11 protein-coding genes are annotated in these 22,449 nt (G+C 73.6%); 6 read left to right on the top strand and 5 right to left on the bottom strand.

Features of this window, described 5'->3' with window-relative positions:
- Window positions 1-297: 297 nt before the first annotated feature.
- On the bottom strand, window positions 298-1,335 hold the full coding sequence (locus OG753_RS08665; protein WP_405787947.1) for a DUF6745 domain-containing protein: 1,038 nt from the start codon (window positions 1,333-1,335) through the stop codon (window positions 298-300).
- 34 nt (window positions 1,336-1,369) lie between these two features.
- Window positions 1,370-1,696: a hypothetical protein gene (locus tag OG753_RS08670; protein ID WP_405787949.1), complete on the bottom strand. Its 327-nt coding sequence runs from the start codon at window positions 1,694-1,696 to the stop codon at window positions 1,370-1,372.
- 164 nt (window positions 1,697-1,860) lie between these two features.
- Between OG753_RS08670 and OG753_RS08675 the strand changes: the two genes are divergently transcribed.
- Genes OG753_RS08675 through OG753_RS08695 form a run of 5 tightly spaced genes read left to right on the top strand, consistent with a single transcriptional unit; the run spans window position 1,861 to window position 7,050 of the window.
- The gene (locus tag OG753_RS08675) at window positions 1,861-2,820 is read left to right on the top strand and encodes an STM4015 family protein (protein ID WP_405787951.1); all 960 of its coding nucleotides are present in this window, start codon (window positions 1,861-1,863) and stop codon (window positions 2,818-2,820) included.
- 10 nt (window positions 2,821-2,830) lie between these two features.
- Complete coding sequence (locus tag OG753_RS08680; protein WP_405787952.1) at window positions 2,831-3,955, top strand: STM4014 family protein; 1,125 nt, start codon at window positions 2,831-2,833, stop codon at window positions 3,953-3,955.
- Between the two features lie 19 nt (window positions 3,956-3,974).
- On the top strand, window positions 3,975-4,781 hold the full coding sequence (locus OG753_RS08685; protein WP_327266679.1) for an STM4013/SEN3800 family hydrolase: 807 nt from the start codon (window positions 3,975-3,977) through the stop codon (window positions 4,779-4,781).
- The gene (locus OG753_RS08690) at window positions 4,778-6,151 is read left to right on the top strand and encodes an STM4012 family radical SAM protein (protein WP_327261225.1); all 1,374 of its coding nucleotides are present in this window, start codon (window positions 4,778-4,780) and stop codon (window positions 6,149-6,151) included. Before OG753_RS08685 ends, OG753_RS08690 begins: the two co-directional genes overlap by 4 nt.
- Window positions 6,152-6,159: 8 nt before the next feature.
- Window positions 6,160-7,050, top strand: a complete 891-nt coding sequence (locus OG753_RS08695) for an STM4011 family radical SAM protein (protein WP_405787953.1) — start codon at window positions 6,160-6,162, stop codon at window positions 7,048-7,050.
- Here OG753_RS08695 and OG753_RS08700 read toward each other — a convergent pair.
- On the bottom strand, window positions 7,025-8,224 hold the full coding sequence (locus OG753_RS08700; RefSeq protein ID WP_405787955.1) for an amidohydrolase family protein: 1,200 nt from the start codon (window positions 8,222-8,224) through the stop codon (window positions 7,025-7,027). The genes OG753_RS08695 and OG753_RS08700 overlap by 26 nt on opposite strands.
- Before the next feature lie 227 nt (window positions 8,225-8,451).
- Here OG753_RS08700 and OG753_RS08705 point away from each other — a divergent pair, with 227 nt between their 5' ends.
- Window positions 8,452-9,564, top strand: coding sequence for an alpha/beta hydrolase-fold protein (locus tag OG753_RS08705; protein ID WP_405787957.1), 1,113 nt, complete (start codon window positions 8,452-8,454; stop codon window positions 9,562-9,564).
- A 73-nt stretch (window positions 9,565-9,637) separates the two neighbouring features.
- On the opposite strand, the gene OG753_RS08710 is transcribed toward OG753_RS08705, so the two are convergent.
- Window positions 9,638-11,338: an ABC transporter ATP-binding protein gene (locus tag OG753_RS08710; protein ID WP_405787958.1), complete on the bottom strand. Its 1,701-nt coding sequence runs from the start codon at window positions 11,336-11,338 to the stop codon at window positions 9,638-9,640.
- A complete protein-coding gene (locus OG753_RS08715) occupies window positions 11,325-22,400 on the bottom strand; it encodes an amino acid adenylation domain-containing protein (protein WP_405787960.1) in 11,076 nt (3,691 codons plus the stop codon). Before OG753_RS08715 ends, OG753_RS08710 begins: the two co-directional genes overlap by 14 nt.
- Window positions 22,401-22,449 lie beyond the last annotated feature (49 nt).

Consider the following 22,449-nt stretch of genomic DNA (forward strand, 5'->3'; position numbering starts at 1 on the left):
TGTACCCCGCGCCTGGCAGCGGCCCGGCGGACATCGCCGGGAGAAGAGCGCCTTCACGGCGCACGGCCTCCAGCGCCCACTGCGCGGATCGAACCACGGCAGCAGGGTCAGTGCGCGTCGTCGAGGTTGCGCATCAACTCGGTAGAGAAGCTGACCGCGCACCGACAGGTCCAGGTCGGTCAGTCGAATCACACTGACGGCGTCCGCGACGTCCGGGGCCACCAGCCGGTCGTGCCGAAGGCGTGCGTGCTCCGGAGGGCTGCAGGTTCGAGCCGGCGTTCCGCTTCCGGGGGCGGCTCACGTCTCCCGGAGCGGTGCGTACGCCTCGGGCTCGAGGCCGAACGTCCAGGCCACGCCCTGGCGGGCCGTCCGGGTCGTCGGGGGGACCCGTAGCCAGTAGGTGCGGCTGGTGCCGTCGGGCTCCGGTGTCGAGTTGACGACCTCCACCATCACGACGGCCTCGTCGTCCGGCATCGGTATCCGCCACAGGACGCCCGTCTCGTCCCGGTGCACGGGCTCGGCCGCGGATTCCCTCAGATAGCGGTCGTACCCGTAGAACTCCAGCATCACCCGGCGCAGTTCGGCGTTCTCCTCCTCGCGGATCCGCTCGGGTGTCAGCGTGCCCAGGCCCGCCAGGAACTCGGCCGGAACGGGCATGCCCCGCCATGCGTGCAGTTCGAAACCGTCGGGGAACGCCAGCGCCGGGCCGTCGCCGCGGTCCAGCCTGCCCGCCTCGTCCCGGTGCAGCTCCACCGGCCGTTCGCACAGCACTGCCAGCCGCTCGTACGGCCACCACCAGCCGGCCGAGCGGGCCAGGACCGCCAGTCCGTGCAACGGCGTGCCCTCCTGCGTGTCGAACGCGCACAGCCAGGCGGCGTCGTGCTGTCCGAGCACGGCGTCCAGGAGCAGCAGGCGCAGCCGCCGCTCCTCGGCCGCGGCACCCTCGCCGGCGTCGGCCGTCAGCGCCTCCACGACACCCGTCCGGACCCGGTCCGCCAGATGTTCGGTGTTCTCCCACAGACGTCCGCCCGTGGCGCTCCAGTGCCGCCCCCATCCCTGCGGGCCGAGCCGCTGCTGGGCCCGCTCCCGCTCGGCCGCCCACGGCGCGCTGCGCACCGCCTCCCGTACGCCGCGGCCCCGCGCGGCGGGGGCACACGGCCCGTCGGCCGCGCCCAGCAGGCGCGCCGCCGCCCGGGGCGATTGCGCCCATGCGATCCGCTCCGGCTCCGGCAGGCCGGCCGCCCGGTACGCGAGGCGCACCCCGGCCTCGGCGGCCGCTCGATCGGCCGGCCCGGTGGCCGCTGCGGCCGCCCTCCACACATCGACGTCGTTCACCACGGTCCTGCTCCCCCCACTGTCCGACACGCTGTCAGTCCGCCACGGTCCGTACCGCTCCGGGTAGGTACTCCCGCTGCCGCACCACCCGGTACCAGCCCTTGGGCAGGGGTATCGCGGCATGCTCCTCGTGCACCACCCGCCCGCCGTCCGGAAGATGGAGCAGCAGCGGGCCGAAGGCCCCCGGTTCCCGCACGAGCCTGCCGGGGCCGACCACGGCATGCGCATGCCCGGTGACCTCGCCCAGGGCCAGGACCATCCGGCCCCGCCCGTCCCGCGGCTCCTGGTCGGCGCCGGCCGCCTGCGGCGGCACCGCCGACTCGTCGAGCGACACGATGAGCACGTCCCCCTGCCGGTACATGGGTGTCCCCTTCCCCACGCGCCGCCCGGTGCGCCGCGTTCTTCTCCGAAGGTAGGAGAGGGGTCTGACAACGGCCTACCTCCGGCCCTGCCTCGGGCACTGTCAGTGCTCCTTGGTACAACTTGCAGCACATCGGACGCGACAGGCGAGGAACGGCGGGCCCCATGAGTTACCCGAGACACCTGACGGAATCGTGCGGGCTGCCCGTCTTCGACTTCCCGAAGCCGGAGGACGCGGACACGACCCGCCTGCCCGCGGCGGACGCCGTCGCGTGGCGGATCTCCAGCGACAGCTACGACAGCGAGGAGAGCTGGACCGAGGCGTTCGCCCGGTTCACCGACGCGGTCGACACCACCGCCGTCCGCGCGATCGTCGTCGGCTCCTGGGAGGACGCCTACGACAGCGGGCCCGAGGACATCATCAGCGCACTCCTCGACGCCCGTCCGCGCCTGGCCGCCCTGCGGGGCCTGTTCCTCGGGGACATGGAGTCCGAGGAATGCGAGATTTCGTGGATCAACCAGAGCGACGTCGGCCCGCTCCTCGACGGCTTCCCCGAGCTGGAGGAGTTCGGGGTGCGCGGCGGCTCCGGGCTGGTCTTCCCCGCGGTCACGCACCGGAACCTGCGCTCCCTGACGGTCGAGACCGGCGGTCTGCCCGCCGAGGCCGTCCGCGGTGTCGCCGGCAGTGACCTGCCCGCCCTGGAGCACCTCGACCTGTGGCTCGGCACGAGCGAGTACGGCGGGGACGCTGCGGTCACCGACATGGCGCCGATCCTCGACGGCGACCGTCTGCCGCGTCTGCGCCACCTGGGGCTGCGCAACAGCGACATCCAGGACGAGATCGCCGGCGCCGTCGCCTCCGCTCCCGTCGTCGCCCGCCTGGAGACCTTCGATCTGTCCATGGGCGTCCTCACCGACCAGGGCGGCGCGGCCCTGCTCGCCGGCCAGCCCCTGACGCACCTCAAGAAGCTGGACCTCCACCACAACTACCTCGGTGCGGAGCTTCGCGAGCGCCTCCAGGAGGTCCTGGGCGGTGCCGGCGTCACCCTCGACTTGGACCGCGGCAACGCCGACGAGGACGAGGACGACGGCCGGATCTGGCGCTACGTCGCCGTCGGCGAGTAGCGCGCGGGCCATGACGGAGCACGCACCACCGCCGCGCTGGGCGGTCGTCGGCAACCCGGAGAACCGGCGCGTCGCCCTGTTCTCCGCGGCCGTGCGCGACGCCGGGCTGCCCGCGCCGCGTGTCGTGCCCTGGACGGACGTCCTGCGCGGCGGCGGCGCCGCCTTCGCCGCCGACGAGATCGTACGGATCGAGTCGCCGGGGGAGAACGCCGAGGTCGACCGGTTCCTGCGCGGCGCCGTGGACCCCACCCGGGTGGAGGGCGGGGCCCGTTGGTACGCCGCCTTCACGGCGGCCGTCCGGACGCTGACCGGTGGCCGACGCGTCGACGACCCGGACGAGCTGTCCGTCCTCTTCGACAAGCGGCTCTGCCACGGCGCGCTCGCCCGCGCCGGGGTCCCCGTACCGCAGTCGCCGACCTCCGGGGGCGGCACGCCGGTGCGCGGGTGGGACGACGTACGGGCCCTCATGGACGCGCACGGCATGCCGCGGGTGTTCCTGAAGCCCGCCCACGGGTCCTCCGCCTCCGGTGTCGTCGCCGTCGAGACGGCCGGCGGGGGCCGGATCAGGGCGACCACCTCGGTGGAGCGCGATACGGACGGCCGGCTCCACAACTCCCTGCGGGTACGGCGGCTCACGCACGAGGGGGAGGTGGCCGCGCTGGTCGACGCCCTCGCCCCCGACGGACTGCATGTCGAACGCTGGTGGCCCAAGGCCTCCCTCGGGGACGGGGCGGCCGACCTGCGCGTGGTCGTCGTGGCCGGGAAGGCCACCCACGCCGTGGTCCGCACCAGCCGGTCCCCCATGACCAACCTCCATCTCGGCGGGCGGCGCGGCGACCTCGCCGCGGCGGTCCGGGCGGCAGGACCGGCCTGGGCCGAGGCCCTGCGGACCTGTGAGCGGGCCGCGGCCTGCTTCCCGGACACCCTGTGCGTCGGGGTCGACCTGCTGCCCGCCATCGGCTGGCGCCGGTTCGCGGTGGCCGAGGTCAACGCCTTCGGCGACCTCCTGCCGGGCCTGACCGGACTACCGGGCAGCGGCGCCGAGGGCCTGAGCACCTATGCCGCGCAGGTCGCCGCCGCCACCCGAAGACATGTACCGCACCACCCCACGAGGAACCACCGTGCACCCGCCTGAAACCCGAGCGCTCCCCGACATGAACGAGGTCGTCGGCCGCGACGACCTGCTCCTGCTCACCCTGGACACCCTGCGCCACGACGTCGCCGTCGAACTGGCCGCCGCCGGACGGCTCCCGAACCTGGCCCGGCACCTGCCCGGCGGCGTCTGGGAGGAGCGGCACGCCCCCGGCAGCTTCACCTACGCCTCCCATCAGGCGATGTTCGCCGGCTTCCTGCCGACCCCCGCCCGGCCCGGCCCGCATCCGCGCCTGTTCGCCGCCCGCTTCGCCGGGAGCGAGACGACCGCCGGCCGCACCTACGTCTTCGAAACGCCCGACCTGGTGTCCGGCCTCGCCGCGGCCGGGTACCGCACGGTGTGCATCGGCGGCGTCGGCTTCTTCAACAAGCAGGGCGCGCTCGGCGACGTACTCCCCGGCATGTTCCAGGAGAGCCACTGGGAGCCGGAGTTCGGCGTCGCGTCGCCCACCTCCTTCGAGGCACAGGTCGAGCGGGCCGAACAGGTCGTCGCCGCACTCCCCGCCGGACAGCGGCTGTTCCTCTTCCTCAACGCCTCCGCGCTGCACCAGCCCAACTGGTTCCACCTCCCCGGCGCCACCGCCGGGGCGGGCGACACCCGCGCCACCCACGCCGCCGCCCTCGAGTACATCGACCGGCACATCGGCCGGCTGCTCACCGCCATGAGCTCCCGACGCCGCTGCTTCGCCATCGTCTGCTCCGACCACGGCACCACCTACGGCGACGACGGCTACACCGGACACCGCCTCGCCCACCAGGCCGTCTGGACCGTGCCGTACGCCCACTTCTTCCTGGAGCCGTCCGCATGACCGCCCTCGCGACCTCCCCCGCCCCGGCCGGCGCACCCACCGCGCCGTCCCCGGGCAGCCCGTACACCGCCTACGTGTACGCGTACCCCCACAAGACCGCCTACCGGCCCCTGCCCGACCGGCCCGCCCTGCGGGACCTGTGGCGCGGCGAACGCAAGGACGCCCTCTCCCTCTACCTCCACATACCCTTCTGCGAAGTCCGCTGCGGCTTCTGCAACCTCTTCACCCGCATCGGCGCCCCCGACGGGCTCACCGGCCGCTACCTCGACGCCCTGGAGCGCCAGGCCACCGCCGTCCGTGACGCCCTCGGCGACGACGGACCCGTCTCGTTCGCCAACGCGGCCTTCGGCGGCGGGACGCCCACCTTCCTGACGGCCGGCGAACTGGAACGGCTCTGCGACATCGCCGAGCGGCACATGGGCGCCGACCTGCGCGCGATCCCGCTGTCCGTCGAGACCTCCCCCGCCACCGCCACCGCCGACCGGCTCGCCGTCCTCGCCGAGCGCGGCGCCACCCGCCTCAGCATCGGTGTCCAGAGCTTCGTCCCCGACGAGGCGCGGGCCGCCGTACGCCCCCAGCGCCGCGCCGACGTCGAAGCGGCCCTCGGCCGCATCCGCGACGCGCGCATCCCCGTCCTGAACATCGACCTCATCTACGGCATCGACGGCCAGACCCCCGCCACCTGGCGCGCCTCGCTGGACGCCGCACTGGCCTGGCGCCCCGAGGAGCTGTACCTGTACCCCCTGTACGTGCGCCCCCTCACCGGGCTCGCCCGGCGCACCGCCCTCACCGACCGGGCCTGGGACGAGCAGCGCCTGAACCTCTACCGGCTGGGCCGCGACCACCTCCTCGCGCACGGCTACGAGCAGGTGTCGATGCGCATGTTCCGGCTGGCCGGCACGGCGCCCCAGGGCCCCGACGACCACGCCTGCCAGACCGACGGAATGATCGGCCTGGGCTGCGGCGCCCGCTCCTACACCTCCACGCTGCACTACTCGTTCGACTACGCCGTCGACATGGGCGAGATCCGCGGGATCATCGACGACTACACCGCCACCGACGACTTCACCCGCGCCGTCCACGGCCGCCCCACCAACGGCGACGAGGCGCGCCGCCGCCACCTCCTCCAGTCACTGCTCCAGGCGCAGGGCATGCCGGTCGCCGACTACCGGGAGCGGTTCGGCGCCGATCCGCACGAGGACTTCCCCGCCGAGCTGGCGGCGTTCGCGGCCCGCGGCTGGCTCGAGGAGGACGGCACGGGACCGCTCCTGCGCCTGTCCCCCGAGGGTCTCGCCCACTCCGACGCGCTCGGCCCCGAGCTGTTCTCACCGGCCGTACGGGCCGCGATGGCCGCCTACGAGACCAAGTAGCCGGCGCCGTGGACCTCACCCTGCTCTACCGCGGCCCGCTCGCCTCCTGCGACTACGACTGCCCCTACTGCCCGTTCGCCAAGCGCCGCGACACCACCGCCCAGCTGCGCGCCGACCGGGCCGCCCTCGAACGGTTCACCGGCTGGGCGCGCTCCCGCAGCGAGGAGGACCGGCTCTCCCTCCTGTTCACCCCGTGGGGCGAGGGCCTCGTCCGCTCCTGGTACCGCCGCGCCCTCGTCGAGCTCTCGCACCAGCCGCACGTCGACCGCGTCGCGATCCAGACCAACCTCAGCTGCCGCACCGACTGGCTCGCGGACGCCGACCCGGCCACGCTCGCGCTGTGGTGCACCTACCACCCGGGGCAGACTCCGTACGACCGCTTCCTCGGCAAGGTGGACGACCTGGCCGGCCGGGGCATCCGTCACAGCGTCGGCATCGTCGGCCTCCGCGAAAACCTGGAACACGCCCGCAGGCTGCGCGCGGACCTGCCCGCCCACGTCTACCTGTGGGTGAACGCCGCCGACGGCCACACCTACACCGACGCCGAGGCCGGCGCGTGGACCGCCCTCGACCCGCTCTTCCCGTACAGCAGGCACCCGCACCGCTCGGCCGGACTGCCCTGCCGTACGGGTGAGTCGGTGATCTCGGTGGACGGCGACGGCACGGTCCGCCGCTGCCACTTCGTCCCCGCGGAGCTCGGCAACCTCTACGACAGCTCGTACCGGACGGCGCTCGGCCCCCGCCCCTGCCCGCTGACCACCTGCGACTGCCACATCGGCTACGTCCACCTGGAGACGCTGCCGCTCTACGACGTCTTCGCGGGCGGTGTCCTGGAACGCGTCCCGGCGGCGGGCCCGCCGCTCGTCCCCCTGCTCAGGACCCGCCCGGCAGCCCCGTAGCGATCCGCCCGCCGGACACGACGAGGCGGACCGCGCGCAGAGCGGCCAGGTCGGTGAGCGGATCGCCGTCCACGACCAGCAGGTCGGCCCGGAGCCCGGCCGCGAGCCGGCCGGTGTCGCCGTCGATGCCCAGGGCCCGCGCCGCTCCCGTCGTGGCCAGGTCGACGATCTCGGCCGGGGTCAGCCCGATGTGCTCGAAGAACTCCAGGCTGGAGACGAACCCGTCGAAGACGGCGTGCGGGACGCCCGCGTCCGTCCCGGGCAGGAGGTGGACGCCGCGCTCCGCCATCCACCGGAGCCGCCCGAACATCTCCTCGGCCCGCTCGCGGCCGAACCGTTCCGCGAAACCCCGCCAGTCGGGGCTCGCCGCCGGACAGACCGCGATGCCGCGGGCCGCCATGGCGTCGACCAGGTCCTCGCGCACGTCGAAGCCCTCGCGCCCCATCCACGTGCAGTGCTCGATGGTGTCCGCCCCCGCGGCCACGGCGGCCGCGATGCCCTCGGTCCCGTGGGCGTGCGCCGCCACCGGCAGCCCGGCGCTCCGCGCCTCCTCCACGATCAGGCTCAGCTCCTGCGGGGTGAACTGCGCCTGCCAGATCGGCGGTCCGCCCTTGGTGATGCCGCCACCGGTGGCCATCACCTTGATCAGGTCCACTCCCCGGGCGGCGTTGCGGCGGACCGCCTCCCGGATGGCGTCGGCCCCCTCCACCTCACCGCCCAGGAACCAGCAGTGCCCGCCGGGGACGGTCAGGGGTGTTCCCGCGGACAGCAGTCGCGGCCCCGGCACCCGCCCCGCCGCGATGTCGTCGCGCAGCCGTACGGCGAGCCCGCCCCGGTCGCCGAGGTCGCGTGCGGTGGTCACCCCCGTGGCGAGCAACTGCCGGGCCCGGCCGGCCATCCCGGCGTAGAGCTCGGCGTCCGGGGCGGCCCGCAGGACGGCCACGGGATCGGGCCCGGCGTCGAGCGCGAGATGGACGTGGGAGTCGATCAGGCCAGGCAGCAAGGTGCCGTCGGGGAAGTCCAGTCGGGGATCCTCGGGGCCGGCCTGTGCCTCGACCTCGCCGCGCGGACCGGCCGCGGTGATCACTCGCCCGTCGTACAGGACGGCCCCGTCGGTGATCACCCGCCCCCCGGGACCCGCGACCATCCGGCCCGCCGATATCAGTGCTCGCACGCTGCGCCGTCCCTCCATCCGACCCACCGGCGTCCCGCCGCCACGACCGCCGGCGCAATGCCCCTACGAAGGTCATCTTCCCCCCGGCCCCGGCCGGGGCGTCACATTCAGGCCGCCGCCCGACGGGCCGGTGGTGCGCCGGCCGCGATGCCCCGTTCACTGCCCGGATCCGCCGCGAGGACGATAAAGTTGGGTTCACCTAACTACGCTGCTCGCAAGGAGACTTCATGGGCCTGGAGACCGCCTTCGCCGCATTCGGGCTGCCCGGCGAACCGGGGTCCGAGGAGTTCTGGGCGGCGGCCGGAGCGCCCACGTCCGTGCCTGCCGACGAAGACGGAGACGGAGACGACGGCCGCGGTGGCTGGGTGACCCTGTTCCTGTGGCGCGGCTCCCCCGCCACGATCGTCTTCGAGAGCTGGTCGGACGAGGTACCCCTGCGCCGCTGGGACGTGACGGACTGCTGGTACGCCGAGGTACGCATGCCCGCGCGGCTGCGCGTGACCTACCGTTTCGTCGCGGACGGCACGGCGTACGCGGACCCGCTGAACCCGGCCGGTGCGGGCGGCGACCGGTCGATGGCCGCCACCCCGGACGCCCCGGCCCAGCCGCACTGGCCGGTCATCGGCGCGGACGACGTACTGCCCGTCCCGCGGACCCGGATCCGCTGGGCGAGCGAGCGGCTCGGCGGGCGGCGGACCGTAGGGGTCCATCCCGCGGGCGGCGGCGGACCGGTGGTGGTGCTGCTCGACGGGGACGACTGGCTGTATCTGCACCCGGCGATGACCGCCTTCGACTCCGCCGTCGCCGAGGGCGAGATGCCGCCCGTCACCCTGGTGTTCCTGCCGACCAGGGACCGGGAAGCCGAATTCGGCTGCCGGCCGCAGCTGTGGGAGGCGGTCCGGGACGAACTGCTGCCCCTGGTGGCGGAGTCCGGCGTGCCCGCGGACCCGGACCGCCTTGTGATCGCCGGGCAGAGCCTCGGCGCGCTGAGCGCGGTGTACGCGGCGCTGGAGTTCCCGGACCTGGTGTCGCGGGTCGCCTGCCAGTCGGCGTCACTGTGGTGGGCGCCCGACGCCGTGAAGGCTGCGGACCCCCTGGGCGGACCGGCGGGCGGCACGATCGCCGCCCGCCTGCGGGAGGCGCGTCCCGACCTGTCCGGGCTGCGGATCGCCTTCGACGTCGGGGAGCACGAGACGCGGATGCTGCCCCACTGCGAGGCGGTCGAGACCCTGACCGAACGGGCGGGCGCGACCGTGCGGGTCTCCCGGTCGGCGTCGGGCCACGACCGTGCGGGCTGGCGCCACGCCCTGGTCCGCGACGTCGCCTGGGCGCTCGGCTAGAGGATGTCCTGCCGATCGGCCCGGCGTGATCGGCAGGACACCCCTTGAACCGGCCCTTCGGATCTCTTCGGGCTCAGCGGGCCACCGCCAGGCAGTACTCCGCGTCTCCCGCGAGGAGGTTGCGGTGGGTGTCCTCGGCCGTGATCACGCCCTCGTCCAGGACGAGGACACGGTCGGCGGCGTCCAGGAGGGCCGGGCTGCTGGTGATCACGACGGTGGTGCGGCCCCGGCGCAGCTCCGCGATGTTGCGTGCGATGAGCTGCTCGGTGACCGCGTCGACGGCCGTGGTCGGATCGTGCAGGACGAGGATGTCGCTGTCGGCAGCCAGGGCGCGGGCCAGGGACAGCCGTTGGCGCTGTCCGCCGGAGAGGTTCGCGCCGCGGTCGCGGACGCCGTGGTCGAGTCCCTCGCGGTGGAGGGCGACGACGTCGGTCAGCATGGACGCCGCGACGGCCTCGTCGACCGTGCGGCTGGTGCCCGACGGATCGATGTTCGTACGCAGGGTGCCCGCGAAGATCTCCCCGTCGTACGGGTTGACCAGCATGTGCTCGCGGACCGCCTCGATCGACAGAGCGGCCAGCTCCTCCCCGCTGACCCGCACCACTCCCTCGTACGCCTTCGGCGGGACCTTCAGGGCCAGGATCGCGGCGAGGTCGGCCGCCGCGCGCGGCTGGTAGGCGGCGATCGCCACGAACTCGCCCGCCGGCACCTGGAACTTCAGCTCGTGCAGGGTCCCGTACCGGACGCAGTCGATCTCCAGGACACCGCCCGCGGCCGGACGTTCCGGGCCGGGGGTCGCCACCGGTGGCGCAACCAGCACCAGCGCCATCCGCTCGGCCGACGCGCGGGCCATCATCACGTACTTGGGCATGTCCGAGAACATCTTCAGCGGTTCCATGATGAATTGGGCGAGGCCCACGGCCATGACGAGCTCCCCGACCGTGATCCGGCCGTTGAAGGCCAGCCAGCCCGCCGTCAGTGTCACGCCCACGGCGAGCGCCGCGTTGAGGGCCGCCGCGGTGCCCGCGTACGCGCCGTTCACCCCGGCCACGGTGATCGCCTGGTGCTTCGCCTCCGTGCTGACCCTGCGGTAGGAGCGGAAGGCCGCGTGGTTGCCGCCGAAGCCGTGCAGCGGGCGCAGGCCCGTGATGAGGTCGGCCACCTTGGCGCCCGCGCGGGCCACCCGGGCCTGCTGTTCCCGGGTGCTGGAGCCGATCCGCTTGGACATCACGCTCAGGATCGACAGGATCAGGGCGGTTCCCACGATCACCAGCAGGCCGAGCCGGATGTCTGCCAGGCCGAGCGCGACCGCCGCGACCAGCACCGCGACCAGGGAGCTGATGAGCAGAGGCACCACTTCGATGATGTCGGCCGTCTGGTCGGCGTCCTCGGTGGCGATGGTCAGCACCTCGCCGGACTTGAGGCCGGCGTCCCGGGCGACCGGCTGCAGGCCGCAGTCGGCGACCTGCACCCGCCAGCGGTGCGCCTCGGTCGTGTTGGCCTTCTGCAGGATGCGCATGCCGAACCGCCACGACAGGGACACGGTCGTGATGATCACGGCCAGTGCGCCGATCGAGAGGGCGAGCGCCCCGGGGCTGCGGTCCTGCATCGTGTGCTCGACGATCAGGCCGAGTGCGATGGGGAAGGCGGTCTCACCGGCCTGGTAGAGGCCCATGAGGACGGTGCCCCAGGTCATGGCGCCGACGTTGCGGCGCAGGGCCGTCCGGAGGATGTCGGACCCCGGTCGGGGCCGCTGCGTGTCAGGAGTTTTCATCGAGGTGGCGGGCAATCATCTCGGGGGTTCGCAGGGTGAACAGATCACGGACCGTGATCACAGGACCGTACTCCCGGCGGAGCAGGCCGATCAGCCGCACCGCCAGCATGGAGTGCCCTCCGAGGGACACGAAATCGCTCAACGCGCTCACCTCGTCGTCGTCCAGGTCGAGTGCTTCGGCGAAGAACTCGCACACCGTGGTCTCGGTCTGCGTCTGCGGGCCGCGCTCCCCCGCCGTGGTCAGCGTGCCGAGCGGCCTGGCGTCCGGCAAGGCCTTCGTGTCGGCCTTCCCGTTCACGGTCAGCGGGATGCGGTCGACCCGGGCGTAGTGCGTCGGGCGCAGGAAGTCGGGCAGTCCGGCGCCCACCTCGGCGGCGACGGCCGCCAGGTCCGGGCCGTCCGGGCCGTCGAGTACGAGGTAGGCGGCCAGCCGGTACGCGCCGTCGACCTGCGGGTCGGGCTGGGCGACGGCGGCGACGAACCGCACCGCCGGGTGCGCGGCGAAGGCGGCCTCGACCTCGCCCGGTTCGACGCGGTGCCCGCGGATCTTGACCTGCTGGTCGGTGCGGCCCAGGTACACGAGGTTCCCGTCGGGCCGCCGCGACACCAGGTCGCCGGTACGGTACATGCGTTCGCCGGAGGCGCCGAACGGGCAGGCGACGAACCGGTCCGCGGTCTGGGCGGGCTGCCCGAGATAGCCGCGCGCGATGCCGATGCCCGCCACGTACAGCTCGCCGGGAACTCCGTCGGGCAGGGGCCGCAGCCACGGGTCCAGGACGTACACGTCCGTGTTGTCGATGGCCACGCCCACCACCGGGTCCTGGCACTCGAAGGTGCCCACGCCCAGCGTGTTGATGGTGTATTCGGTGGGTCCGTACAGGTTGTAGCCGACGGTTCCCTCCGTCTCGGCGAGCCGCTGCCACAGGGTCGGGGTGACGGCCTCGCCACCGAGCAGGACCAGTGCCGGCCGCCGCCCGGGGGTGTCGAGCAGGCCCTCGGCCACCAGTTGCTGGGCGTAGGTCGGCGTCACGTTGATGACGTCGATGCCGTGCTCCAGGCAGTACTCGACGAGGCGGGGCGCGTCGCGGCGCAGTTCCTCGTCGCAGATGTGCACCTCGTGGCCGTCGGCGAGCCACAGCAGTTCCTCCCACGACATGTCGAAGGCGAACGACACGGTGTGGGCGATGCGGAAGACGCGGTGGTCGTGGTCGGCCAGCACGGGCTCGAAGATCCGGCGCTGGTGGTTGATCAGCATGTTGGTGAGTCCGGCGTACTCGGTCACCACGCCCTTCGGCCGCCCGGTCGATCCGGAGGTGTAGATCGTGTAGGCGGGGTGGCGCAGGCGGTCCGGGTCGTCCGGCGCGAAGGTCACGTACGGATCGGCCCGGGGCAGCGGCCGGTCCAGCTCGATCAGTTCACCGGTCAGCCGCGGTGACACGGCGCTCACGGTGAGGATCACGTCCGGTCGGGCGTCGGCGACGATGGCGGCGATCCGCTCGTCCGGGTGGTCCAGCTCCAGCGGCACGTACGCGGCGCCCACGCGCAGGACGGCGAACAGCGCCACGATCGAGTCGAGGGAGCGCGGGATCGCGAGGGCCACCGTCCGCTCGGGTCCGATGCCGCGTGCGGCGAGCACGCCCGCCAGCTCACGGCTGCGGTCCCGCAGACGGCCGAAGGTCATGGTCCGGCCGTGGGCGACGAGCGCGATCCGCTGCGGGTCCCGGTCGGCGGCCCGGTCGAACCGGTCGACGACGGTGTCCGTCCCGACGTCCGTGCGCGGGCCGGCCTCGGGCTCGGGACCCGGGCCCGGCAGTGCGCCCAGCAGCCCGGCGGACCGGGTCAGGTGCCCGAGGACGTCCAGGTAGTCGTCGAGGAGCTTTCGGGCGGCCTCCGTGTCGTGGTCGCGGTACTCCAGTTTGACGGTGAGCCGATCGCCGGGCGTGACGACCCAGGTGAACGGGTAGTGCGTGGAGTCGTCGGCGTGGACGGCGGTGATGCCGTGCCGGGCGTTCATCTCGGCGAACGCGTCCATGTCCAGGAAGTTCTGGAGCACGAAGAGGTTGTCGAACAGGGTGTCGTGTCCGCCGGCCCGCTGGATCTCACCGAGTCCGAGGTGCTCGTGCTCCATCGCCTCGACCCGGGCCGCCTGTACGGCCGTCAGGTAGTCGCGGACGGTGTCGTCCGGCCGGGCCCGTGTCCACATGGGCACGGTGTTGAGCAGCACGCCGACGACCTCGGACAGGTCCTCGCCCTCGCGGCCGGAGACGGTCACGCCGAACACGGCGTCGGCGCGGCCCGTGTGTGCGCCCAGGAGGAGACCGAAGGCGCCCGTCAGTACCGTGTTGAGGGTGACGCCGTGTGCCCGGGCCGCTTCCCGCACCTGCTGCGACCGTTCGGCGGTGAGCGCGTGCACGAGCGTGCGCGGCAGGTCGTCGACCAGGGCCGGCGTCGGTCCGGCGAGCAGGGTGGGGCCGGGGAGGCCGGTGAGGTGCTGTGCCCAGAAGCGTTCCGAGACGGCCGGGTCCTTGGCGTCGAGCGTCCGGGCGTACTCCTCGAAGCCGGGCGTGGCCGGGGCCGGGGGTGTCAGCTCGCCCGCGAGGGCGGCCTCGTAGGCGTCGAACAGGTCCCGCAGCACGATCTCGCGGGACCAGCCGTCCCACAGCAGCAGGTGGTAGCTCAGCAGCAGGCCGTCGCGCTCGCCCGGCAGGTGCACCACGGTCAGGCGGATCAGCGGCGGCTCGCCCGGGTCGAATCCGGTGTCGCGGTCCCGGGTGAGCAGGGCGTCCACCTCGGCGTCCGTCGCGAGGGAGACGGTACGGACACCGACCTGCCGGCCCGCGCCCAGGACCTGGACGGCGTTCCCGTCGTCGTCGGTGGTGAAGCCGGCGCCGACGACCGGGTGCCGGGCGATCACCCAGGCCATCGCCTCGGCCAGGGCGTCGGTGTCCAGGCGCCGGTCGAAGGTGAACCAGCTCTGTGCGACGTAGTGTCCGGCCGGTCCGGCCAGCTGGGCCTGGAAGAAGAGGCCGCGCTGGAGCGGGGTGACGGGCGCGGTGCGTTCGGCCGTCGTGGAGGCGTCCGCGATGTGTTCCAGTGCGGCGCGCCAGTGCCCGGTGATCGCGTCGGGTATGCCCTCGGCGAGGGTGAAGACCGCGTGCAGGCTTCCGGTGGCGGCGTCGGTCCAGGCGTTGACCTCGACGGCGTAGGGGCTGCCCTGGTCGCCGCCGGTGACGTGGAGCGCCTGTGACTCGTCGCCCCGGCCGAGGTAGTTGAACAGGACCTGCGGGCGGGAGGTCAGCAGGGGGGCCGTCTGCGGGTTGAGGTAGCGCAGCCCGCCGTACGCGGCGTGCGCGCGCTCGTCCGGCTGGCGTTCGGCGACCTCGCGGGCCGCCGCGACGGGGTCGGTGTGCGCCGTGAGCCGCACGGGGGCGATGGAGGTGAACCAGCCGACCGTACGGGTGTAGTCGTGGTGGGACGACACCGGGACGCGGCCGTGCCGCTCCAGCTCGATCGCGAGATCGGTGGGCGTGGGCTGGACGCGGGTCAGGGCGGTGCGCAGCGCGCCGCACAACAGCTCGGTGAGGCCGACGCCGAGGGCGGCGGGCGCGGTGCGGGTCACGCGGTCGCCGACCTCGGGCGGGATCACGACCGTGGTCCGGCGCAGCCCCTGCGCCGCGGGCAGCAGCGGGGGTGCCTGGAGGGTGGTGATCCAGTGCCCGAGGCCGTCGGTCTCCCGGGCGGCCCGGTCGGCCAGGGCCTGCGCGTACGCGGCGTAGGGGGTGGTCGGCGGTGCGAGCGGCCTGCCGCGCAGGGCGGTGTCGATGTCGTCCAGCAGGACCAGCCAGGACACGGCGTCGACGGCGAGGTGGTGCGCGGTGACGACGAGGGTCCGGGTCGCCTCCAGCCAGGTGAAGGCGATGACGTCCCCGGCGCCGGGGTCGAGCCGGCCGGCGGCTTCGTTCGCCGCTGCCGTCGCGTCGGACGCGTCGGACGCGTCGGCGCCGTTGGACCCGTCGGCGCCGTTGGACGCGTCGGCGCCGTTGGACCCGTCTCCGCGTACGACGGTGACCGCGCGGGCGGGTTCGGTACGCAGCGCCCACACCCCGTGCTCGGCGCTCAGCCGCAGCCGCAGCGCGGGGTGCGCGGCGACCACGGCGTTCGCGGCGCGTTCGGCGTCGGCGAAGCCGGTGCCCTCCGCCGCGACCAGGCTCCGGGCCTGGGCGAACCGGGCGAGGGATCCGCCCAGTTCGCGCTGGCGCAGGATGATCGGCGTCGGCGTCAGCGGGCCGTCCTCCTGGGGTGCGGGCGCGGCGGGCGCCGCGGTCCGCGGGGTGCTCGTCGCCAGGTGCTCGGCGAGTGCCCGCGGGGTCCTGAGCAGGAACACGTCGCGCGGGGCGATCCCGAGGCCCAGGGCCCTGGCCCGGTTGACGACGGTGATGGCGAGGATGCTGTCGCCGCCGGCCCGGAAGAAGTCGCTGTCCCCGTCCACGGCGGTACCGGGCAGGGTCTCGGTGAAGATGCCGACCAGCGCGGTGAGCGCGGAGCCGGTCGCGGAGCCGGTCGCAGAGCCTGAACCGGAGCCGGTCCCGGGGCCCGTCGCGGGCGCCAGGGTGGTTTGCGGGGCGGCGCGTGCGGCCAGGGCCTTGCGGTCGAGTTTGCCGTTGACGGTCAGCGGGAGGGCGTCGACCGGCAGGACCAGGCCGGGAACCATGTGGACGGGCAGCTTCGTGGACAGGAGGTCCGCGAGGTCTCCGGACACCCGGCCCACGACGTGCGCGACCAGGTGGTCCCCGCTGCCGGCGACGGTGACGGCCGCGTCGACGACCCCGTCGAGTTCCCGGATCGCGGACTCCACCTCGCCGAGCTCGATGCGGAAGCCCTTGAGCTGTACCTGGTCGTCGGCGCGGCCGGTGAACTCCAGCTCGCCGTCGAGCGTTCGGCGTGCGAGGTCGCCCGTGTGGTACATCCGGGAGCCGTCGCCCGCGAAGGGGTCCGCCACGAACCGGCCCGCGGTGAGGGCCGGCCGGCCCAGGTAGCCGAGGGAGACCTGGTCGCCGGCGACGTAGATGGCGCCCACCCGGCCCGGCGGGACCGGCCGGAGCCGGTCGTCGAGCAGGTGGACGACCAGGCCGGGGATCGGGCCCCCGATCGGGCTGGCGTCGTCGCCGGGGCGGAAGTCCTCGTCGGTCAGGACCCGGTGGGTGACGTGCACGGTGGTCTCGGTGATGCCGTACATGTTGACCAGTTCGGGCGAGGCGGCGCCGTGCCGCTCCACCCAGCCGCGCAGCCGCCCGAGGTCCAGCGCCTCGCCGCCGAAGATGATCCGGCGCAGGGCGGTGAGCGGCTCCTGCGCGTGCCGGTCGGCCTCGATGAACTGGTAGAAGGCCGACGGCGTCTGGTTGAGGACGGTCACCCGGCGCTCCCGCACCAGGCGGTGGAAGTCCACCGGGGAGCGGGTCAGGCCGTACTCCGGCACGAGCAGTTCGGCGCCGTGCGCCAGAGCGCCCCACAGCTCCCACACGGCGAAGTCGAAGGAGTACGAGTGGAACTGCACCCACACGTCGTGCGGGCCGAAGTCCATGTCGGGCTCCGTGTTCGCGAGGAGGGTCACCACGCTGGAGTGCGGGACGACGACGCCCTTGGGCCGGCCGGTCGAACCGGAGGTGTAGATCACGTACGCGGGATCGTGCCAGTCCGCCCCGGGCCCGGCCGTGTCCCCGGTGTCCGTGTCCCGGACGTCCCCGCCCTGGGCGTCCCCCGGTGCGGGTTCGTCCCCCTGGACCAGTACGCGGGCCGCCACGCCCGCCCGGGCCAGCAGCCCCGTGAAGCGGTCCCGGTGCTCCCGGTCCACGAGCACGACCTGCGGGGCCGCGTCGGCGAGGATGTACTCCAGCCGTCCGTCCGGGTAGGCGAGGTCCAGCGGTACGTAGGCACCGCCCGCGGTGACGATCGCGACCAGGGCGACGACCTGTTCCAGGGAGCGCGGAACCGCGACGGCGACCCGTTCGCCGGGCCGGACACCGAAAGCGCGCAGGGCCGAGGCCAGCTCGTCCTTCGCGGCGGCCAGTTCACCGTAGGTCAGCGACCGGGCACCGCCGTCGAGGGCGCACTGGGTGACGGCGGTGGCGGCCGGATCCCGGTGCGCGGCGGCGTCGAACAGTGCGCCCAGGGTCGTCGGGGTGATCTCCGCGGGAGCCCGGAGGCCCGCGGGCGCCAGGTCGTCGACCAGGGCGTCGGGGCGGGTGAGCAGGCCGGTGAGGGTACGGGTGAACGTGTGCAGGATCTCCCGCGCGCTCGTCTCCCGCAGCAGCGCGCCGTCGTGGATCAGGTTGAAGCGCGGGCGGCCGTCGAGGGCGCGCTCCACCACGAGGGTCAGCGGGTAGTGCGGGGCTCCCTCGTTGACGATGTCGGTGATGACGAGCGTGTCCTCGGGGCTGCGCAGGGCTGCGACGTCGGTCGCCACGTCGAACACCACGAGGGTGTCGAAGAGCGGGCCGGCGCCGCTCAGCCGGCTGATGCGCGCCAGCGAGACGTGCTGGTGCGCCAACACCGTGCTCTGATGTTCCCGCACCGAGGCGAGCAGGCCCTCCGCGGTGGTGGCGGCCTCCCACCGGGCGCGCACGGGGACCGTGTTGATGAACAGACCCACCATGTCGCCGATGCCGGGCACGTCCGCGTCGCGGCCGGAGACGGTGGAGCCGAAGACGACGTCCCTGCCGTGCAGGAGGCCGCCCAGCGTCAGCGCCCAGGCGCTGTGCACGGCCACGCTCAGCGGGACGCCGGCGGTCCGGGCGGCCTCGTCGATGTCGGCGGAGGCCGCGAGGGCGGTGTCGGCGAACAGGTCGGACGGCGTGTGCCCCTCGGCGACCAGCGAGGGGCCGGGCAGCCCGGCGAGCTGTTCGCCCCACACCCGGTCGCTCTCGTCCTCGTCGCGTTCGGCGAGCCAGCGCACGTAGTCGGTGAAGCCCCCGATGGGGTACACGGTCCCGGGGGCGTGGTACTCGGCCAGGAGCGCGCGCAGCATCGGCGGCACCGACCAGCCGTCGGCGATGATGTGGTGCACAGTCTGCACCAGGACGCTGCGGCCGGCGCCGGCGCGGATCAGCGTGTACCGCATCAGCGGGCCGCTCGCCAGGTCGAACCCGGCGCGGCGGTCCCGCTCGGCGTGCTCGCGGATCTCGTCGTCGGTGATGCCGGGGCGGTCCAGGGTGGTGAACGGGGCCTGCACCCCGCCCTCCAGTACGGAGACCACCCGGCCGTCGGCGAGGGCCACGAAACGCGCGGCCAGGTTGGGGAACAGGGTGAGCAACCGGGTGGCCGCGGCCGCGAGCCGGTCGGGGTCCACGTCGCCGTCGAGGGTCAGGAGCTGCTGCTCGACGTAGCTGCCCGCGGAGTCGTCGTCGAAGACCGAGTGGAAGTACAGGCCCTCCTGGAGCGGGGTCAGCGGCAGGACGTCCCGCAGGGCCGGGCCGTCGAGTTCGTCGACGTCGGCCTGGGTGAGGGCCGACAGGGTGAAGTCGCTGGGCGAGTGGCCGCTCCGGTCGAGTGCGGCCAGTGCGGCCAGGCCGGACAGGGCCTCCCGGAAGTACCGCCCGATGGTCTCGATGTCCTCGTCGGCGAACAGCCCGTCGGGCCAGGACAGTGTGGTGACCAGTTCGTACGCGCCGCCGGCCGAAGCGGGTTCGGCGATGGCGTTGAACTCCAGGGCGCGCGGCAGGCGCATCCTCGGGTCACGCTTCTCCCCCAACTGACCGGTGGTGCCCGCGATTTCCCAGTCGCCGGAGGAGCCCGCGCCGAAGCGGCCCAGGTAGTTGAACAGCACCTGTGGTGCGGGCGCGGCGAACGCGGTGTCGGACAGGTACCGCAGGGCGCCGTAGGAGACGCCGTTGCTGGGCACCCGGGCGAGGTCCTCCTTGACGGCCTTGAGGGCGGCGACCAGGTATGCGGGATCCGTGGGGCCGGCGGCCGCGTCCGTCGCCGTTCCGGGGTCGACGGTCACCGGGAAGAGCGTGGTGAACCAGCCTACGGTCCGCGACAGTTCGGGTTCGAAGCCGGCGGAGTCCGCGACGTACCGTCCTTCGCGGCCGTGGCCCTCCAGCTCGATGTGCGCGAACGTCTGCTCCTGCCCGAGGTCGCGGCGCCACCGGGCGAGGGTGACGGCCAGGGCGGTCAGCAATACGTCGTTGACGCCCGCGTGGAACCTCGCGGGAATCTCGCCGAGCAGCGCGGCCGTGACGTCGGCGCCGACCGATACGGTCGTCGTCCGCTCCCGCGCGACGGTGTCGGCGGCGGACAGCGCGCGCCGGCCCAGCGGTGCGTCCTCCCCCGGCAGGGCGCGCCGGAAGTGCGTACGGTCCGCGTCGAACCCGGCGCGTCCCAGCAGCTGGGTCCAGCGCCGGAACGAGGTGCCGACCGGCGGCAGGTCGATCGGCGCGCCCGAGACGAACCAGCGCCACGCCGTGGAGAGGTCCTCCATCAGGATCCGCCAGGACACGCCGTCGATCACCACGTGGTGGGCGACGAGGACCAGCTGGCGTGCCTCGCGGCGCCAGACGGCGCGCAGCATCACGCCGCCCTCGGGGTCCAGTTCGCCGGTGGCGAGCGCGACGCACTCGTCGAGCGGCCGGTCGCTCTCCTGCCAGCCCGCCACGGCCCGGTCCGCCTCCGGGATCTCGAAGCTCCAGCGGTCGCCGCGCACCAGTTTCGCGCGCAGCATGTCGTGCCGGGCGACCACGGCGGTGAGGATCGCGTCGAGCGCGTCGGCCGTCAGGGTGGGCGGGGTGTTGAGGACCACCGACTGCACGAAGCCGTCGACGGCATCGGTGGTCTCGCCGAGCCACTGCACGATGGGTGATCCCACGACGGTGCCGGTGGCGACGTCGCCGTGGTCCACGGCGGCGGCCTCGCGGTCCGCGACCGCCGCCAGAGCGCCGACGACGCCGTGGGTGAAGATCTGGCGCGCGGTGACGTGGAGACCGGCCTCGCGCAGGGCGCTCAGCAGGGAGATCGCCAGGATGCTGTCGCCGCCGAGCTGGAAGAAGTCCTGGTCGACGCCGACCGCGTCGCGCCGCAGCACCGCCGCCACCGCCGCGCACACCAGGCGCTCGTTCTCGGTGGTGGGCGGGGCGAGCGCGCCCGCGCCGGTGGCGGGTTCCGGGAGGGCGCCGCGGTCGAGCTTGCCGTTCGCGGTGAGCGGGAACTCCTTCATCACGACGATGTGGGCGGGCACCATGTACTCCACCATGTGCCCGGTGGCCCAGTCCTTGACCTCGTCCGCGCGCAGGTCCTCGCTGCCGGTGGAGGGGATCACGTAGCCCACGAGGTAGGTGCCGCCCGCCGTGTTCTTCTTCGCGACGACACAGGTGTGGCGTACCGCGGGGTGCTCGGCGAGACCGGCCTCGACGTCCTCGATCTCCAGCCTCATGCCACGGATCTTGATCTGGTTGTCGGCGCGGCCGAGGAAGTCCAGCGACCCGTCGGGGGCGAAGCGGGCGAGGTCGCCGGTCCGGTAGAGCCGGGACCCGTCCGCGGCGAAGGGGTTGGCGACGAATCGGGCGGCCGTCAGGGCGGGGGCGCCCACGTAGCCGCGTCCGAGGAGGAAGCCTCCGACGTACAGCTCGCCGCCGACGCCGACGGGGACCGGGCGCAGTTCGTCGTCCAGCACGTAGAGCTGGGTGTTGGGGTTGGGCCTGCCGATCGACGTCGACAGGCGTTCGGCCGCGCCCCGGTAGACGACGTGCGAGACGCCGATGGTCGTCTCGGCCGGGCCGTAGCCGTGGTACATGGGTATGTCGAGCCGGGTGCGGAAGCGCTCGTAGAGCTCCGGGGTCAGCACCTCGCCGCCGCACCACACGTGACGCAGGCTATCCAGCCGCCCGGAGTCGCCCGCGATCTCCAGGAGGACGTCCAGCATGGACGACACCAGGTAGGTGAAGGTGACGCGCTGCTCGGCGATGACGCTCAGCAGGTGGTGCGGGTCGCGTTCGCCGCCGGGGCGCAGGACCACCAGCCGGCCGCCGCACACCAGTGGCAGGAAGATCTCGTTGATGGAGATGTCGAAGGACAACGGGGCCTTGAACAGCGAGGCGTCGTCGTGGCCGAAGCCGAGGATCTCCTCGACCTGCCACAACAGGCGCTCGCTGATCGCCTCGTGGCGGATCATCGCGCCCTTGGGGCGGCCGGTCGAGCCGGACGTGAAGATCACGTAGGCGAGGGCGTCGCCGGGGACGGTGACCCCGGTCCCCTCCCCCGGGTAGGAACCGAACCGCCAGTCGCCGAGGTCGACGGGCACGGCTTCCGGTTCGTCCGGCGTGTGCTGGGCCGTGCGGCCGAGCTGGAGGACGACACGGGCGTCGGATATGACGACGGACCGGCGCGCGGCGGGCCACTGCGGGTCGAGCGGTACGAACGCGGCCCCCGCCTGGAGCACGCCGAGCAGGCCGATCACCATGTCGGCGGAACGGTCGAGCGAGATGGCGACGACCTGTTCGGCGGTGAGGCCGCGTTCGATCAAGTAGTGGGCCAGCTGGGCGGAGAGCTCCGCCGCCTGACCGTAGGTCAGCGTACGGTGCTCGTCGACGACGGCGACGGCGTCGGGCCGCAGGCGCGCCTGCTCGCGGAACATCTCCACGACGGTCGGGCGGACCCGGTCCGCCCCGGTGTCGTTCCACCGGGCCAGCGTCTCGAGCCTCGCCGCGACACTGGACGGGCCGATGGTGGAGATGGGCCGGTCCGGGAAGTCGGCCAGGTCGTCGAGCGCGAGCTGCGCGTCAGCCTCTACGACGCCTTGCGGGACGCGGATGCTCCGGCCGCCCTCGGTGTCCGCGCCGACCTCCCAGCCCACCGGCCCGGCGCCGCCGTTGTCCGCCCAGCCGAGGATGTCCGCGAACAGCGTGCCGGGGGTGAGCTCCAGGCCTTCGGGGCTGCGGCCCGTCGCCCAGTACGCCAGCCCCACGGCACACGCGTGGGCGATGGTGGTGTCGGAGTAGTCGCCGGATCGCCGGCGCACGTCGGCCAGGCGCGTGCGGGAGAGCAGCGCGAGACGAGCGGTCGATTCCGTCATCGAAGGCTCAACGCCCCTTCCAGATCGATATCGATAAGTTGACCCAAGC

Source organism: Streptomyces sp. NBC_00029 (assembly GCF_045160505.1).
Classification (GTDB): Bacteria; Actinomycetota; Actinomycetes; order Streptomycetales; family Streptomycetaceae; genus Streptomyces.